Source organism: Saprospira grandis str. Lewin (assembly GCF_000250635.1).
Classification (GTDB): domain Bacteria; phylum Bacteroidota; class Bacteroidia; order Chitinophagales; family Saprospiraceae; genus Saprospira; species Saprospira grandis.
The window spans coordinates 4,182,370-4,199,191 of sequence record NC_016940.1 but is presented as its reverse complement, the minus strand read 5'-3'; the positions used below and the strand labels follow the sequence as shown (position 1 = coordinate 4,199,191).

At 46.2% G+C, this 16,822-nt stretch carries 7 protein-coding genes; 1 reads left to right on the top strand and 6 read right to left on the bottom strand.

What is annotated here, in order from left to right; translation table 11 throughout:
- Positions 1-678: 678 nt before the first annotated feature.
- Positions 679-2,910 (bottom strand): AAA family ATPase, encoded by a 2,232-nt coding sequence (locus SGRA_RS18540; RefSeq protein ID WP_041329778.1) that lies wholly within the window; start codon positions 2,908-2,910, stop codon positions 679-681.
- A 179-nt stretch (positions 2,911-3,089) separates the two neighbouring features.
- Entirely contained in the window at positions 3,090-4,016 is a 927-nt protein-coding gene (hemF, locus tag SGRA_RS18535; RefSeq protein WP_015694365.1) for an oxygen-dependent coproporphyrinogen oxidase, read from the bottom strand.
- 503 nt (positions 4,017-4,519) lie between these two features.
- Between hemF and SGRA_RS18525 the strand changes: the two genes are divergently transcribed.
- Positions 4,520-10,048, top strand: coding sequence for a sacsin N-terminal ATP-binding-like domain-containing protein (locus tag SGRA_RS18525; RefSeq protein ID WP_015694363.1), 5,529 nt, complete (start codon positions 4,520-4,522; stop codon positions 10,046-10,048).
- Between the two features lie 1,232 nt (positions 10,049-11,280).
- On the opposite strand, the gene SGRA_RS18515 is transcribed toward SGRA_RS18525, so the two are convergent.
- From SGRA_RS18515 to asnB, 4 genes are all read right to left on the bottom strand, one after another.
- Positions 11,281-12,309, bottom strand: coding sequence for a Gfo/Idh/MocA family protein (locus SGRA_RS18515; RefSeq protein ID WP_015694361.1), 1,029 nt, complete (start codon positions 12,307-12,309; stop codon positions 11,281-11,283).
- A 10-nt stretch (positions 12,310-12,319) separates the two neighbouring features.
- On the bottom strand, positions 12,320-13,423 hold the full coding sequence (locus SGRA_RS18510; protein WP_015694360.1) for a glycosyltransferase: 1,104 nt from the start codon (positions 13,421-13,423) through the stop codon (positions 12,320-12,322).
- 187 nt (positions 13,424-13,610) lie between these two features.
- Positions 13,611-14,756: a glycosyltransferase family 4 protein gene (locus tag SGRA_RS18505; RefSeq protein ID WP_041329776.1), complete on the bottom strand. Its 1,146-nt coding sequence runs from the start codon at positions 14,754-14,756 to the stop codon at positions 13,611-13,613.
- A gap of 192 nt (positions 14,757-14,948) precedes the next feature.
- Positions 14,949-16,817, bottom strand: a complete 1,869-nt coding sequence (gene asnB / locus SGRA_RS18500; protein ID WP_015694357.1) for an asparagine synthase (glutamine-hydrolyzing) — start codon at positions 16,815-16,817, stop codon at positions 14,949-14,951.
- Positions 16,818-16,822: the final 5 nt, after the last annotated feature.

Here is a 16,822-nt window from a genome sequence, read left to right as displayed (position 1 = left end):
TTTTTCTGGATGTATGGGGACAATTTTAGGCTGTCAGATCGCTTAGGCCAATGAGGAGAAGTTTGCCTCCTGAGTTTAGGCTAAAAAATTAGGATTTGACTAAGAATCGCCTAGGGACAAGCCCCTAGGCTAATCTAAATGCAGTCAGCCCTAAAGGGCCTCAAAAGTAGATCTACATTAAATACTTATTGTAGAGAAGATGCTTAGCTAGGATGAGCAAAATAAGTTTAAACCATTAGTCCCTCAACTTTTTCTGATCTATTTGGACCAGAAAAGCAATAGAAACAGCCTTAGCCAAAAAGGCTTTGTTTTACTGACTTATCGATCAGACAACTAAGGACTTAGCCGCTGAAATATCGATAAACATTAAGTTTCAGCCTTTTTAGCCAAAACAATCCGCATTTGCATCTTCGGTCCACCCAAAACCGAATCCCTAAACAATTTGTAGAGAAGGATTTAGGCTATTTCCCCTTAAATTATTATTAGTCCCTCAACTTTTTCTGACGTCTCTCAAGGAAAATGATGTAAACGAAATTTTAAAATCAAAAATGGGCGTCGTATAAGGCGGGTAGCGTTATGCTAGATGGGTGGGAGAATATTGTTTGGTAGTGGGGGAGAGGGGGACAAAAAAAAGCCCGAACTAAAGTTTAGTTCGGGCTTTTGGGGAGCGAAGCTTAATTAGGCTAATAGTTCTTTGATTTCATCAATTGTCTCAGTCGAAAATAAGTTGGGATTATGCTCAGCAATAAATAAATAGACTTCCTTGAGCATGGCTTTTGTCCCTGGCGATGCAATCTCTGCCCATTTTAAGTCGCCATTTAATACTGCTTTTAGAAAGGCATCAGCGAGTTTTCCTTTTCCTTCAGATTTTATTTCTTTCTCAGCTAAGAAAGCGTAACACTCTTTATCGCTCAGTTGCTCGTTGAGAAAGTCAGCAATTTTTTCATTCTTATAACTCTCATATTGGATAGCTTCCCCAAAAGAAAAGTTTTCCTTTTTCCTAAGGATAACATGGTCAATTAAATACTCCCAAGTTTTAACTGATAAAATATTTTCCATTTCAACGCCATCTGTACAAGAATAAGCGAATGCTTCATTTTCTGCTTTGTCCAGTCTTTCATGTTGTTCAGCCTTGCTCTTTGCTTTCCGACCTAAATGGTCTTGGTCATGTACTAAACAGATTTTATTCTGCAAAAAGTTAGCAGTGATTTTACTTTCGGGCTCATTTTCTTCCTCCTCTCCAAATAAATAATGTCCGATATTCGAACCCGCAAATTCAAAAAAGCAATAGTGTAAATCTTCCTGCAAAGAGGGAATACGTTCCAGTTTTTCTTTCAAATATTGCTCAAAAGCATAGAGCAAGCCCTGAATATATTTGCGGTCCGTATGCCCTTCTACCCAAATGCTCGAATTGGCGATGAATAAAGAGCTATTATTTACGCCCATCAAATTGAGTAGCGCTATGTCCTTTTCTTTGATCTGTCGAATATAGCTGCTTCCCTTTGATTGGTGGTTTTGTTCTAAGGCGAAAAGACTAAAATCTTCTGGAGCTTCATAGACAAAGTCTAGCAGATGAGTGGAATGCGTGCTGAAGAAGAAGCGCAACTCCTTCTTTTTAATTTCTTCCTCTCTCAATAAGGTCCGAATAAAGGTGGAGAGTAGCCCTGGATGCAAATGCATTTCAGGTTCTTCTATCAGAAAAATACTGCCTTTTTCTGCCATGAAAATGGGATAAAGCATCAAGATTAAAGCCTGTAAACCATCACCTAAGTCATGTAGCTCTCTGCCCTGATCGGAATCTTTGGATAAATAAATGTTGATATTTCCACCTTCTTCCTCTTCCAGAGCGACAATGTCTACCTCATCATGATTAGGGAAAAACTGCTCTTGTATGAATTTTTCAAATTCACTAAAAGCATCTCGCTGCTTTTTACGCCCATTCCTACTTTTTCGGATATCCTTGTATAAAGATTGGCCTGTGTAGATACTGTCTTTATCTAGTCCGTAGTAATATTTATAGACCGACTCTCGGTAAATATCCTGACTTATGCTTGTGAGTTTGTCCTTTTGCTTTTGGTAGAGAGTGCCCGCCCCCCGAAGCGTGGGGATGTAGAGCCTATTTTTTTGTTCTGAATTTGAAATGACCTTAAGCAAATGATTTGCGAAATCAATAAAGGAATTGGCTTTGGTAAGCCAATTTTCAAAATCTTTATACCGAGGTACTTCTAAGAGCGGCACTTTGCTTCTATTGTTGAATCCTCGTGCGTATTTAGAATAGTGTTTGTAATGTAGTTCATAAAAACGAAAGTTATTCCAATAATATGATGGTTTTTGTATTGCTGGCCTATTATAATATGTGGTATAACTTTCCTCAAAAGTATTAAATACTTTATGTGCTAGGGAAATAAGGTAAGCTAAAAATCTCAAATGGTTCAATAACTGATGAAGTGAATCATCTTGGCTAATATTTATTATATCATCAAATGCCCCAACACTAATCTCATATTTTGAAAGGGTCTCTAACTCTTCCTCTGTATAGAGGTTTTTCTTTGGCCCATTTCTAAAATAGTTTTTGAATTCAAGAACTCGGTCATAAGGCGAGAAGAACCCATTCTCTTTAACTAATTCCCGAGCAAGCTCCAAAAACTCCCCAATTTCTTCCATAGGGTTTCTATGCCAATCAAAAATAAAGAGCGTATCTTCTTTAGCCGCAGCAATTTGGCGGAGCAAGCGACTTTTTCGAGAGTTGTTTTGTCCTATAAAAACATTGATCTGGCTTAAAGGGCCTAAAACAGGCAAAGGGGTTTTCTCCTCCTTATCATACTCTAGAAAAGTATACTCTAATTCCTTATTTTCTGGGGTGTACTCAAACTCTCTAAATAGGGTTTTGCTCTGATCGACTCCTTCCATTCTCGCAAAACTAGTCAGCAGATAGGTCTTCTTTGGTTTATTTGTTTCTTCCATTTTGTATAGGTATTGAAAATCAGTAGTTGATAAAATCAATAACGATTATAGAGAAAAACTTTCACTTTTGCACAAAAAAACGCCCAGCCGACAACTCAACTGGGCGTTTTCTCCTCTCCAAACTCCTAGACCTCCAAAGGAGCGAGCCAATCAATTCCCTTGACCAAATAGCCCAAGGTTTGCGCTTCTGCGCTGCCAGCCTCTGGCTGATGATCATAGGCCCAACCCGCAGTGGGCGGCATGCTCATCAAGATAGATTCGGTGCGGCCATTGGTTTGCAAACCGAACTTAGTGCCACGGTCCAATACCAAGTTGAATTCTACATAACGGCCACGGCGAAGCGCCTGCCAATCCAACTCTTTTTGACCATAAGACATCTCTTTGGTGGCGGCCACCTGCTCTGCATAAGCGGGCACAAAAGCTTTACCCACCGCAATGATAAAGTCCAATAATTCTTCCTTAGACAACTCTTCTTCTGGACCTAAACGATCGAAGAAAATGCCGCCAATACCTCGCATTTCACCACGATGAGGCAAATAGAAATAATCATCGCACCAAGGCTTGAAACGCTCGTAAAAGCTAGGGTGAAACTCATCGCAAACGGCTTTCATCCGCTGGTGAAATTGCTGGGCCAATTCCGGAAACACATAATGTGGCGTCAAGTCGATTCCTCCGCCAAACCACCAAGTTCCATCGCTCAATTCAAAATAACGAACGTTCATATGCGTGATGGGCACATAAGGACTCTCCGGATGCAAAACAATAGAGACTCCAGAGGCAAAAAAGCGCAAACTTTCCTCTCCTTTGGCCTCAATTTTCAAGGTTTTGAGCAAAGCATCTGGCGCCTCGCCCTCTACGGCAGAAAAATTCACGCCGCCCTTAACCAATACATTTCCATCGCCAATTAGGCGAGTGCGGCCACCGCCACCACCGGGGCGCTCCCACAAATCTTCCTCAAATTTCCCTTTGCCATCCATGGCCTCTAGGCCCGCACAAATATGGTCCTGCAAATCTTGCAAAGCCGTCTGAATCTTTTGTTGCTCGTTTTTCATTTCACTATATTTTTATGCCCGAAGGCGAGTTTAGTTCTATTTTTTTGGGGCTTCCCTTCGCTGCGCTCAGGTCGGGCTGTGTCGCAGCTCGCTGTTCGCTCGGCCCTTCGCCGCTTTCAGCGGCTCGGTCTGGCGCTTCGCGCCACTGCTTTCCATCCCTAAGCCTGCGGCCGCTTTGCGGCCTGCTGGGCGCAGCTCGCTGCGCTCGTTCATGGCCTAGCGATGTGCAGGGGGGCGGCGAAGCCGCAGACCCAGCGGGCAAAGCCCGCGCAGGGCCGAGCAGACCTGCGAGCCCCGAAACGTAGCGCCTGCCGAAGGCAGGAGGCCCCAAATCCAATGCCTCAAAGATAAAACAAATTTTAGGGATCCCTATAGGATACAGATATTTAGAATGAGGCTAATTAGGGCCAAAAAGGTCATAAAATGGTCAAAAAACAAGGGGGGCAGCACTTGAAGAAGAGTAGAAAATACCTTAAACTTGCCAACACACAAAAAAACAAAGCATGCGCAGAAAAAACGTCCAAGCCTTTCGCACAGATTGGCGCAAAGCCGAAGGCTATGATATGCAAGCCTGGGATGAAAATTTTATCGGTAGTGTCCATGAGGGCCAGCAATTCGGTTTTTACCGAATGGTCAACGGAATTGTGGATAATATTAAGGCCGATTTGAGTCCCAAACTCCAAAATGCACAGGATGAACAAGCCATTTATGAGTTTTTGCAAAATGCAGCCGATAGCCAAGCGAGCGATTGTGCCGTCATTTATGATGAGCAGTATTTTATGGTGCTCAATAATGGACGGGCGTTTACGGATAAGGACCTCAAGGCCCTACTCAACTCTTTTCAAGGGACCAAAGCCGATAAAAGTAAGGCCGAAAACTGTGGCAAAATTGGCCGCTATGGTATTGGCTTTAAGTTAGCCTATCGCCTAATGGGCAAATCTGATGGCGCAGAGGAACTATTAAAAGATTTGGCTGGACCGCTCCTCTTTAGTTGGCAAAATGCTAGCGAATTTGAGGAACTGATGGCCTATCAAAAAGGAGCTTATCAAAGGACCACAGAAACTACAGCCGATTTGCCTTGGCTGCTCAAGATCATCTTGGCTTGTTTTCCCACTGGCCTAGAGGAAGAGGTAAAAGATTTGAATTATCAGCCGCAAACACTCTTTAAGGAAGCGGAATTGCTGGAATTACAGGCCTTTTTGCAACGAAACCAAGAGCAACTATCGGCTTTGGACCTTTCTCAGGGCTCGCTCTTCTTCCTAAAGTTTGGACCAAAAAAGCATGAGAAGCTCAAAGAGTCTTTGCTCAATATCCAATCGGGCATTGGCTATGCCATGAACACCCTCAAAACCCTAAATAAGGTAGTTTTGCAGGACAAAGTGATCGAGCGCCAAAGTCTGCGCTTTGAACAATTTACCGTTTTGCCCAAAACAGCCGATTTTGAGCGAATTGATCCCGAATTTGCCTTTTGTCCCATCGAAATCGCCCTAGGTTTTCCAGATGATACCCTAGAGGCTAAGCGGATGAAGCAGAGTCCCTCCCTCTATCAGTTTTTTCCTATGCGCAATGAGCGGCATAATTTGGCCTATCTCATTCATGCTAGCTCTTTTGCTAAAATTACCGACCGTACCCGTCTAGATGACCAAGGCGAGGCCAATATTGAGACCTTTAAGTACATTGCTAAGGCCTTGCAGAAAAGCCTCAATAGCAAAAGAAACAAAGATTTTGAGCACTTCTTGAGCATTTATAAATCGCTGCTCCTTTCTGATCCTTCTGAGGAATATGATGCGGAATTGCTCAATCAGCATTTATATCGACCGAACCTCAAGTACATTCAGCAATCTATTCCCACCAATAAGCGCAACTTTTACCCCAAGGACCTAGTCGTCATTAAAAAGACGGCCCTTCCCATTGATCCCATGCAATTGGGCATTGGTAAAGAATGGTTTTATTGGACCGAAGACGAGCATTTGCAAAGAGAAGCCGCCAACTCGGCCAAATTGGACCTCAAAAGCTGGGGCCTCAAAGAATTGCTATTGCAAGGTACGCCAGCCCTCATCAATAGCTGGATTGAAAGCCTAGATGAGGAGGATTATGCGGCCTTTGTGGCCGAATTGCGCCAAATTGATTTTGATGAAGACTTTTTGGCCCAATTCCAATATATCAACTGCTTCCGCTTTAGCCAACAAGGCGGCGGGGAGGAATACCTCTCTATCTTGGACCTCAAGGAGGAAGAGCAAATCTTTTTGATGAATGCCCAAACCCTGCCTTATAAGGAAGAAATCAAGGCGCTGGGCTTCTCGGTCCTCTCTTTTGATATTCAGGATTATGCGGCCATTTTGGAGCAGCTGCAAAATGAACTGGATTATCTTAGCCAGCCCAAGGCGCTTTTTCAGAAGATTGCCGAGCGGGCTGCGGTCTCTACGCTTTCGGCAGCACAGAAAAACCGCCTATTTGCTTTCTTGAGTAGTTTGGGCCAAATTAACGCAGAAGACCTGCGGGCTATTCCCCTTTTTGCCAACCACTATCAACAGCAATTGCCTTTGGCGGCTATTTTGCCTTTGGGCCAAGCGCCCAATAGCTATTTGGAGGGCTTCGAGGTCTTGGAGTTAGAAGACAATAGCCAATTAGCCGATTATTATTGTTCTGCAGAGGGGCCAGAGCTTTACCAAAATATCATTTGGGCCTATTGGGAGCAATTGACGGAGCACCCGAGCTTAATGGAGATTGATCAGGTGCAATCGCTTTATGAGCAAAGTATTGCCCTATACAAACAAGCTAGCTCCCTGCCTGATTTGGCTGAGAAAAAACTCGTTTTTGTGTCTGCCACAGAAGGTTTCCTTCCCGCCGAAAAAGTCTTTTATCACAATAGCCTCTTAGCGGTTGCCCCTAGGCTATATCCCGCTTTGCGCACGGCTGTGCGCAAACTCATGGGCCTAGAACTGCCCGATCCCGCTATTCTAGATTATCTCAATCAGGGGCCCTTTAAGATTCGGGCCAGCTCTAGCCACAAAGATTGGCGACAAGCCTCTCGGGCCATTTTGGTGCAGGCCGAGAGCCAGCCGCTTAGTCCCAAGGAAAAACAAGCTGTTTACCCTATCCTCAATGCAGCCCTGCATAGCCTAGAGCTCAAAAAGCTTTGCTTGTTTGAGAATCAATTGGGCCAAAGACGACCTTTGCAAGAGCTATTGAGCAGCGAAGAGCAGTTTGAGCCCTTTTTGCTGCCCTACCAAATTAAGGAAGAGGAATATATGGAGGATTTGGCCCTGCTCCTCTCTGCCGAAAAGGACCTCTTTAATAAGATTATTCATAGAAACTGGAGCGAGCTCATTGAGCAAGAAGCCGTTTTGGATGCCCCAGAGGCGTTCTATGAAATGATTAGCAAGTATAGCGAACTAGCCAATTCGGTTAAGCCGCTGATTGGCGAAAAATATGTCTTCCTCTCCAAAGAAGAGGGCTTTATTGGCGAAGGCATTTTCTATCATCAGGCCATGGAGCAGGTAGAGGATTATCCCGCTTTGGTCCAGGCCCTAGAAAGCTTAACGCCTTACCGCTGTCCCAATAAGTTGGTATTGCCCTACCTCAACCAAAGGGCCCTAAAAACTCGAGATGCTGTTTTGGGCCGTTTGCTACATTTAGAGCCGCAGCAATTGGACAAAGATGCCGTTTTGGCCCTACAAGAGTTTTTGAGCTTGGCCAAAACGCCCCTCTTTAAGTTTATGTATGTGACCGCCGGAGAAGGTCGCCTTTATGAGCTGGGCCGTAGAGCTAAAAACACCCCCTACTATCTCGATAAGTCGGCCCAGAAAATGGCGGCTGTCATTAAGGAGAATTTTGGCGAAAGCTATAAGCTATTTCCCTATAGCCTATATAAAGAAGGCCTAGATTATGAAGGCCTTTTGCTCGGTCCAAAATTATACAAGGAACTCTCTCGCCATAAAAATGCAAGTCCAGAGCTGCTTTCTGCCATGATTGTAGAATCTGGCAATGCCTCTTTGCAAGAACAGGTCTTTTCTAAGATCGAACGGATTGTCCTAAAAGAAGATCGCATTTATGATAAGGACAGTTTTGAGCATCAGGCTTTGCAGATTTTCAGAAACAAAGATGCCGAACATGCCAAAATCCGTTCTAAGGTCTTTGTAGAGGCCATTGAAGGCGGCCTGATGAAGCTGAGCAGCATCTCTTTTGCCCCGCAAACTACCGTCAGCATCGAGCGAGATGGTAAATATCAACTGGATGTGGCGGCCATTTCGCCTAAGCATAAAAAATGGCAGGCCCTGACCAATAAGTTGATGGAGCAATTGGTCGATTATGAGGCCCCCAACAGCCTGCGCCGCCGCTGCTTTGAATTAGAGGAACTGACCTTAGAGCAGCTTTATGATTTGCTCAAAGGCGATAGAGTGGAATTGCAAAATGCCCAACAGCTAGCCGTAGTGCTCTTGCAGGTCAAACGGAAGGAACGCCCCATTTTGGCCCGCAATTTTTGGGTCCAATTGGCCAATGAAGAATGGTTGCCCCTAGAAAGTCTAGAGGCCTTCTATTTCAATGCCCCCGATTATATCCACCCCCAAGCTTGCCTACATCCAGAGCGCTATGCCGATTTGCCCGAAATCCTTCGGATGGATCCAGAGAGTAGTAGCCGCCAAGCTTTTGAGTTCGCTGGCCAATACATCGCTTTTCAGCCTTATCTGGAACGCAACCGCTTTTTTGCTGCGCCCCTACGGGCTTTGCAAGAGAACGAACCCAAGGCCGCTTTGCTCCGTCGCTTGCTAGAGGCCGTTTATCCACTTTGGGCCGAACAAGGAGATCCAAAGCAGTCTATAGAGATTTATTTTGGCCAAAAGCAACAGCTGGGCGAAAAAATGGACCTCTCTGCCTATCTCTTTAGTCCAGAATATGCCCTGCAAGAGGAACAATTGCCCCCGCTTTTACAAGAGTATTTGGGCGAGGATGCCGACTCTATTCCCTATGATGCCGAGCCCGATGCGGATTTACCGCTTAATCGCCTGAGCTTTATGCTGGCCCTGGGCCTACAAGGTCCACAATCTGCAGTGGTGAATTTGCGCCGCTATTTGGCCGAAGGCCAGGGCGAAACGACTTCTCAAAAACAGATCAATGAGGTCCAAAATAGCCATGCGCCGCTCTTGCCGCAAACGGTCCACTTTTTGGCCCAAAAAGAGCTGCTTTTTTCTTCTCAGGATGAACGCATTTTCTGGTTGCGCAAGCTCTACAATAGCTTGTCTGAATCGCAAATGAAGGGCTTGGCTTTGCCTTATATCCAATCTGCAGAGATGGGCGAAGAGGGAGTTGTTTTGCAGTATGCACTGGGGCAAACAGAGGACTGGACCTATTGCTATACGCCCAGTAGCGAGCTCAGCGACTTTGTAGAAAAATACGAGCTGCCTGTCGCTAAACTACTCGGCCTTTTGGCCCAAACCAACAAACGCTTATTCGATAAAACCCTCAAGTATTATCCGCTCTTCCAAGCCGATAGCCGGGAGGAGCTGGACCGTGAGAGTCTGGAGGAAACTGCCCAAGAATGGGCCGCCCCCCACTACCTCAAATGGAAGGAAGAGTTTAAGCAAAGTATCTTTTTATTGCAGGGCGCAATTCCTTATACCGTCTATTTCCAAGAGGAGATGGTCAAGATTGTCCGCCAAGGCGATGCCGTTTTCATTGATGGGGAAATTTACCTCAATAGCCAAGCGGATAATCTCGAAGAGGCGCTTTTTGCCATTGCTGGCCGCCAAACGGTTTCCGAAATGGCCCTTTTGCAGCTGTTGCGCTACAAAAACGAATTGAACAAGAAGGAAGAAGTGCAGGCGGTCCGCAGCGAAACGGTCCGAGAGCTCAAAGCTTTGGAAGAGGCCGCTATCCAGTCTCCAAAATTGGAGCAATTGCAGGCCATCAAGAGCAGCGAGAAGGAGGCCCAATTGTCTATGTCCTTCAACCTACAAGATTTACCCGAGGAGCTCCTCAGCCAATTGCTTAGTTTGGCCCAAAATAGCCAACTCAAAGTGAAGGAGGATTAAATAAAAGAGGCGTTTTATACTGCCCAATAGCGAAGCTGGTCAAGGACTGGTTTCGCTATTTTTTTGTTTTGGGGCTGCCCCGCCCTTTGGTCGGGTCGCTCCACTGCGCAGCTCGCAGGTCTGCTCGGCCCTGCAGCGCTTTCAGCGCTTTGGTCTGCCGCCTTCGGCGGCCCTGCTTCGGCAGCTCAGCCGCTCTTCTTGGGTTTTTCAGGCTTGGGGGCTCGGCTTCGGCCCTAAAACGGCCTTTTTTTGGCCCATTTTGAGCTAATTTGTTAGGGTTTTGTTAAAAACTTAAAAAACGTAACAAAATCAAAAATGCTAAAAGTTATGTCTGGGAGTTAACTAGTTTAGTAAAAAACATAACTGGCTATGTCTGGAGGTTAACTGGCTTAGTAAAAAACATAACTGGCTATGTCTGGAGGTTAACTGGCTTAGTAAAAAACATAACTAGCTATGTCTGGGAGTTAACTGGTTTGGTAAAAAACATAACTGGCTATGTCTGGGAGTTAACTGGTTTGGTAAAAAACATAACTAGCTATGTCTGGAGGTTAACTGGCTTAGTAAAAAACATAACTGGCTATGTCTGGAGGTTAACTGGCTTAGTAAAAAACATAACTGGCTATGTCTGGGAGTTAACTGGTTTGGTAAAAAACATAACTAGCTAATCCTGCGAGGGGGGACTGTTCAGAATTTTGTGTATTAGAATAAAATTTGGGCCTTTAGCTTGTTAGGATTTGGCCAATAGTCGCCTAGGGACAAGCCCCTAGGCTAATCCAATGGAGTCAGCCCTAAAGGGCCTCAAAGGCTGATATACACGGCCTTGCTAAGTAGTTATTTCAAAGAAGAACCTCATCCAAAGGCCCTCTTTAGAGGGCTGTCTGAAAAAGCTAGCCTAGGGGCTTGTCCCTAGGCAGCAAAAAGGAGAAACACAAAATTTTAAACAGACTCTGCGAGGGCCTCAACTGTTGATATACAAGGTCTTGTTCAGTTGTTATCGCAGAGAAGTAGCTTGTCCAAAGGCCTTGTTCAGCGGCCGAAGAATATGGCCCAAAGAAAAAAAGACAGCTGAGCGGCCCAGCGCTGCGGAGCGGGTGGCCCGAAGGGCCAGACCAAAGGCAGGCATCGCCTGCCTGCAGGGCCGAACAGACCTGTGAGCCCCGCAGCATAGCGGCGGCCGCCTTGGCTTTGCCAAGGCGGCCGCGGGCCCCAAATTCTCATTATTAAGTTTCTTTTTATTTTAAGGCATAAATCTTTTCTATAATCTCGACCACCTTCAGTCCTTCTAGGGCGTTGGTGCTGATGTTTTTTCGCCCCTTGAGCACATCCACCACATTTTCTATCACATAAGAATGATTGGCCGCAGAGCCTTTGTAATGCCCATAATCATTTGGGGGATTGGCGGGGGGCAGTTCGGGCATTTCATAATCTTCAATTTTGCAATATTCTACCTCATTCATGTATTGGCCGCCAATTTTCAGGCTGCCCTTGGCCCCGATAACCGTCAGGCTACTTTCCATATTTTGTTGATAGACGGCGGTGGAGTAATTGATACAGCCCATGCCTCCATTGACAAAATCAAATTGGACCAAGCCCGAATCCTCAAAATCGGTCATTTCCTGATGCTGAAAATCGGCAAAGCGGGCCGAGATGTTCTTGATGTCGCCAAAAAGCCAGTACATCATATCGACAAAATGAGAGAACTGGGTAAATAGAGTGCCTCCATCGGCTGCGGCTTGGCCTTTCCAGGGGTGTGGCTGCCCGCCGGGGCGATAATAGCGCTCGTCTCGGTTCCAGTAGCAGTTGATTTGGACCAATTGGATGTTGCCCAGGCGCTGCTCCAACAGCAGTTGCTTGAGCCATTTGGCGGGGGGCGAATAGCGGTTTTGCATCACCACAAAGATCTGTTTAGACATTTGTAGGGATTTATAAATTAGGGCCTCACAATCCACTTTAGTAAGGGCCATGGGCTTTTCAATTACCACTTCTTTGCCCGCTTCTAGGCCCAGTAATCCCTGCTCGGCATGGCAGCCATTGGGCGTACAAATGCAAAGCACTCGGACCGATTTTTCTTGGGCCAAGAGCTCCTCTAAGCTACTATAAAAGGGCAGTTCTTCGGCCCAATCTGGCAAGTTGAGCGCTGACTTTGGCCGAATATCGCAAAGCGCAACCGCTTCGGCCTCCTGCTGCTGCCGAATCATGGCCAAGTGCCGTTTGCCCACAAAACCAAGGCCCACAACGGCAAATTTTATCTTTTCTGACATCTCTATGTTCTTAAATTTCTTGCAAATAAGCATCTATCCGCTGCAGCTGCGCCAAATAGCTATTGGCCTGTGCATAAGCTTTGCGCTCTGCCTGCAACTGCTCGCTATTGATCTTGTCTAAATTGGCCAAAGCCCAAGCAAATTTAGCGGGCAAGTCTGCATTATCTTCCACCATATAGACCCAATCTTTTCGCTCCTTATACTCATCTATAAAATGGCTAATCACGGCTTTTCCCCGACTCAAATACTCTAATATTTTATGCGGGTTGGCCATGGCCGCAGGATTTTTATCGCCCTCATAAGTCATCAAAAACAAATCGAAATGGTCCAAATAAGCGGGTAGCTCTGTCGAGGGTTTGGGGCCCAGTAAAAAGCAGTTTTCTAGCTCCATCAATTGCGCAATCAATGATTTGCGCTCTCTGCCCGACAAATTCCCCTTTTTATAAGGTCCAATAAAATAAAAATCAACTTCTCCCTGCTGCTTCAGAATGCTCAATAAGGCCTGCTCATCTAAAAAAGGATAGTTGAGGTTGCCCACATAACCCACTTTAATTCGCCCCGATCGAGGCGAAAAATCTAGCTTGGGCGCTGCAGCCAAAAAATGCTGGGCCAAACCATGATTGATAAAATACATGGGGGTAGGTCCATTGGCCTGGAACCGCTGGATGATTTTGTGCGAACTAGCAAAAAGAACTTGGGCCGAATTGATGACGGCCTGCTCCAAAGGACAAATATGCGGGTCTACAGGATGATAGATGCGATAATCGGCCCCAAATTGCCTTAAATCCTGAAAACGAAAAGGGTCAAAACTCCAAACAATATCTGCCTCGGCTTCGGCCAATTGATACAGCCGCCGAATCAAGCCGGCATTGGCCCATTTTCGCAAAAAGTTGGGCCAACGCTGTACGCCTTTACGCCAGCCAGTGCTATAATCCAAAACCCATAAATTGGGCGCCACTTTTTGCTTGGCCCATTTGTCTGAAGGCGGGTTCACAAAATAAACGCGATTGCCTTTTTGGGCCAATAAACTGGCATAATGATGCTTAGAAACAAAACTTTTGCCCCAAGCTTCGGGCGATAAAATAAAGATGCTCTTCCCTCGAAGAATATTCATAATTGCTTTTTTCTAGTTGTTTTTTTGGGGCCTCCCTTCGCCCTTAGGGGCTCAGGGCGCTACGTTCCGCCGCTCGCAGGTCTGCTCGGCCCTGCGTCGCTTCGCTCCTTGGTCTGGCCCTTCGGGCCACGGCTCCACATCGCTAGGCCATTTGGCCTGCGGCCAGGCTGGCTTCGCCAGCCCAAAGCTAACCTTTAGGGACCAAATCATTGTAAATCTGGCCCAAACGGCTCATTTCTGTTTTTCGGTTGGCTAGGCCCTTCGCCCGAAGATAAGCCTCTTCGATCATTTCTGTTTGGGCTTGCTCCAAAGCTTTTTGAATTTCTTGGGCCAAAGATTTGGCGGTCCATGCCTTAAACTGCAGGCAGGTGCCCGAAAAAAGGTCCTCATCATAGGCTAAAGGCGGTAAAATGAGGGGCGTTTTGCTGAGCATGGCTTCTATGGCCGTTACTGGAGTTCCATCTGATTTAGGGGTCATCACCACCAAGCTAGCGGATTTATAAGTTTGCCAAAGGGCCTTTTGGTCCAAATTCGGCAGCCAGATATAATTGGCTTGGCCTGTTTGCATCAACTGGGCAATTTTGTCCAAATAAGCTTGCTCTTTTCCGTCTTTATTGACAAAAACGAACTGGTATTGGTCCAGAATAGACTTAGGTAGAAGCTCAATGGCTGCAATAGCCAATTCATGTTGATAAAGTGGGCGCATGGCTCTAGGAAAAAAGACAAATTGTTTTCCTTTGAGCTCCTTGGGTAAAGCCTGAGGTTGCGGCGCTTCAAATAGGTCTACATCTACACCAGTGCGGATGATGGCAATTTCTTTTTGGACCTGAGGAAAATACTGCTCAATACTTTGGGCCTGTCGCAAAGAGGTAGAAACAATCTGGTCCAATTGGCCGAAAGCCCGGCCATAAAAATGGCGAATGAGACCATTTTTCCAGCCTCCGGCCTGAAAAAACTGGGGAATTGTTTGCAGCACATCGGTTCCTCGGCTGGTCAAGACGATTTTTACGCCTAGGCTTTTGCGGAAATAGGCCCAAAGCGCGTTGGGTTCGGCATAAAACAGATGTAATAAATCAATTTTATGTTCTTTAATCCAGCCTGCCAATTTGTTCATTTCTTGGCGGCTGCGAAAAAAGTGGCGGATAGAAAAATCTTCTATTTGGCCCAGATATTCTACCTGCTCCTCGGCCAAAAACTGCTTCCATTGTGGAGATTGGAGATGCGCTTGATGATGTGCTCTAGAGACGACAAAACAAGGATGGTCTTTAGTAAAAAAGCGCATCCATTTAAGATCGTGAATAAGGCCGGGGTCGGCTAAATACAGAATATTCATAGTTAAAATGGTCCAAAGGGTCTAGGAATGCAGGCGGCGGTGCCGCCTTGGCCGCAGGCCAAATGGCCTAGCGCTGTGGAGGGGTGGCCGCAGGCCAGACCGAAGCGCGTAGCGCTGAAGGGCCGAGCGAATAGCGAGCCCCGCAACCTAGCGCCCTGAGCCCTTGAGGGCGAAGGGAGGCCCCAAAACAAACTAATCCAGATGTTTTTCGGCCCAAAGCTCGAAGCAGAGCAGGGTCCAAATGCGGAGTGCGTCTGCATTATTGCTTGCTTTTTGGTGATTTTCCCAGAGCGTATCGAGATAATGGGCTTGAAAATAAGGGCGTTTTTTGAGTTGCTGGAGCAATTCTTCGCCCCAGTTTTTGGCGCTCCCCCGCAGCCAGTCGCCGATGGGAATACTAAAGCCTTTTTTGGGGCGATTTAAAATTTGGGGATCAATTTTCGTTTTGGCCAATTGCTTGAGTAAAAACTTATTTTGGTTTTGATAAAACTTCAGTTCATCGGGCAGATTAAAGGCAAAATTGAGCAAATCGATATCGAGAAAAGGCGAGCGGACCTCTAGGGAGTGGTACATAGAGGCGCGGTCCACCTTGGGCAGATAATCGTTGAGCAGGCGGCTATGTAGGGAGCTGCGCATCAGTTGGTCCACAGCAGTTCCTGAGCCTGCAAAATTGCTCCATATTGTTTGTAAATGTTCTTGGGCCTTGGGGGCTTGTTTTTGGGCATAGAGGGCCTCTTTGGACCAAAACCCCATTTGTCGGAAGAGGCGTTTTTCTGGCGGCAATTGCAAATAGGCATAATAGGCGCCCATATTTTCCTTTTTGCCTTTGAGTCGGTTCAGCAGCTTATCCAACTGGCTGATGAGGTATTGATTTTGGGGATATTTTTTGGCAAACTGGCTACTTCTGAACGCCAGGCCATAATCGGGATAGCCACCAAAAAGCTCATCGCCTCCATCGCCGGAGAGGGCCACCTTATATTCTTTAGATACCGCTTGGCAGACCAGCGAAGAAGGCAAAATACTGGCATCGGCAAAGGGTTCGCCGAAATAATCCATTAGGTCCTCCAATTGATCAAAGAGTTGATCTTCCACCACAATTTCGTGATGATCGCAATCATAGCGTTGGGCCAAGGCCTTGGCCTCGGCAAATTCGTTCATATCAATTGCTTCGGCAAAGCCGATCGTAAAGCTAGGGACTCTTTGGCTAGACTCCTCGGCCATCAGGGCCGTAATCAGGCCAGAATCTACGCCACCGCTGAGAAAGCAAGCGATAGGGACATCGCTCACTAAGCGTTTGCGGATTGCTTTTCGGAGCATATTTTCAGTTTGCTCTAGGGCCTCATTCAAATTGAGATCTAAGGGTTCTTTCTTTTTCAGGCGCCAGTAAGTAGACAACTGAGGCGCTCCGCTTTGCAGCTCGAGTTCTAGGAGCTGAGCGGGGGGGACTTGTTTAATCTCCTGCCAGATTGTATGCGGTTGAGGGCTGGATAGCTCCGTCAAATAATAATCGAGGCTAGCGAGGTCTAGCTGTGCTTGGGGAAGTTGAGCTTTAACGATGCGGATATCGGAAGAGAAAAAAAGCGCTTGGCCGGTCCAGCTGTAGTAAAGAGGTTTTTTACCTAGGCGGTCGCGGACCAAAAACAATTTATTTTCCTTTTGGTCAAAAAGGGCAAAAGCGAACATCCCATCGATTTTATCTAGCATTGTTTGCAGGCCCCATTGTTCGTAGGCGGCCATAATCACCTCTGTATCACTCAGCGTATTGAGTTTGACGTACTCCTGACTTAGTGCTGTTCGGATAGCTTGATAATTATAGATTTCTCCATTGAAGCTAATCCAGCAGCGGCCACTAGCGGACTGCATAGGTTGTTGGCCTTCTTCGGAGAGTTCGATAATAGAGAGTCGGCGGTGGAAGAGTTCTAATTGTCCGGCGGGGAGAGCAAAAGATTTTTCGCCTTTGGCCTCTGGGCCACGTCTTTTTAGGGCGTTAAAGATAAACTCCTTTTGGGCGGGAGAAAAAGCTTGGCCCGAGCGATTAAATTGTCCGGCGATACCACACATAGAGA

Bases quoted from the DNA above. Each gene is read 5' to 3' on its own strand.
- SGRA_RS18540 (WP_041329778.1), bottom strand. From the start codon at position 2,910: ATGGAAGGAGTCGATCAGAGCAAAACCCTATTTAGAGAGTTTGAGTAC.
- hemF (WP_015694365.1), bottom strand. From the start codon at position 4,016: ATGAAAAACGAGCAACAAAAGATTCAGACGGCTTTGCAAGATTTGCAG.
- SGRA_RS18525 (WP_015694363.1), top strand. From the start codon at position 4,520: ATGCGCAGAAAAAACGTCCAAGCCTTTCGCACAGATTGGCGCAAAGCC.
- SGRA_RS18515 (WP_015694361.1), bottom strand. From the start codon at position 12,309: ATGTCAGAAAAGATAAAATTTGCCGTTGTGGGCCTTGGTTTTGTGGGC.
- SGRA_RS18510 (WP_015694360.1), bottom strand. From the start codon at position 13,423: ATGAATATTCTTCGAGGGAAGAGCATCTTTATTTTATCGCCCGAAGCT.
- SGRA_RS18505 (WP_041329776.1), bottom strand. From the start codon at position 14,756: ATGAATATTCTGTATTTAGCCGACCCCGGCCTTATTCACGATCTTAAA.
- asnB (WP_015694357.1), bottom strand. From the start codon at position 16,817: ATGTGTGGTATCGCCGGACAATTTAATCGCTCGGGCCAAGCTTTTTCT.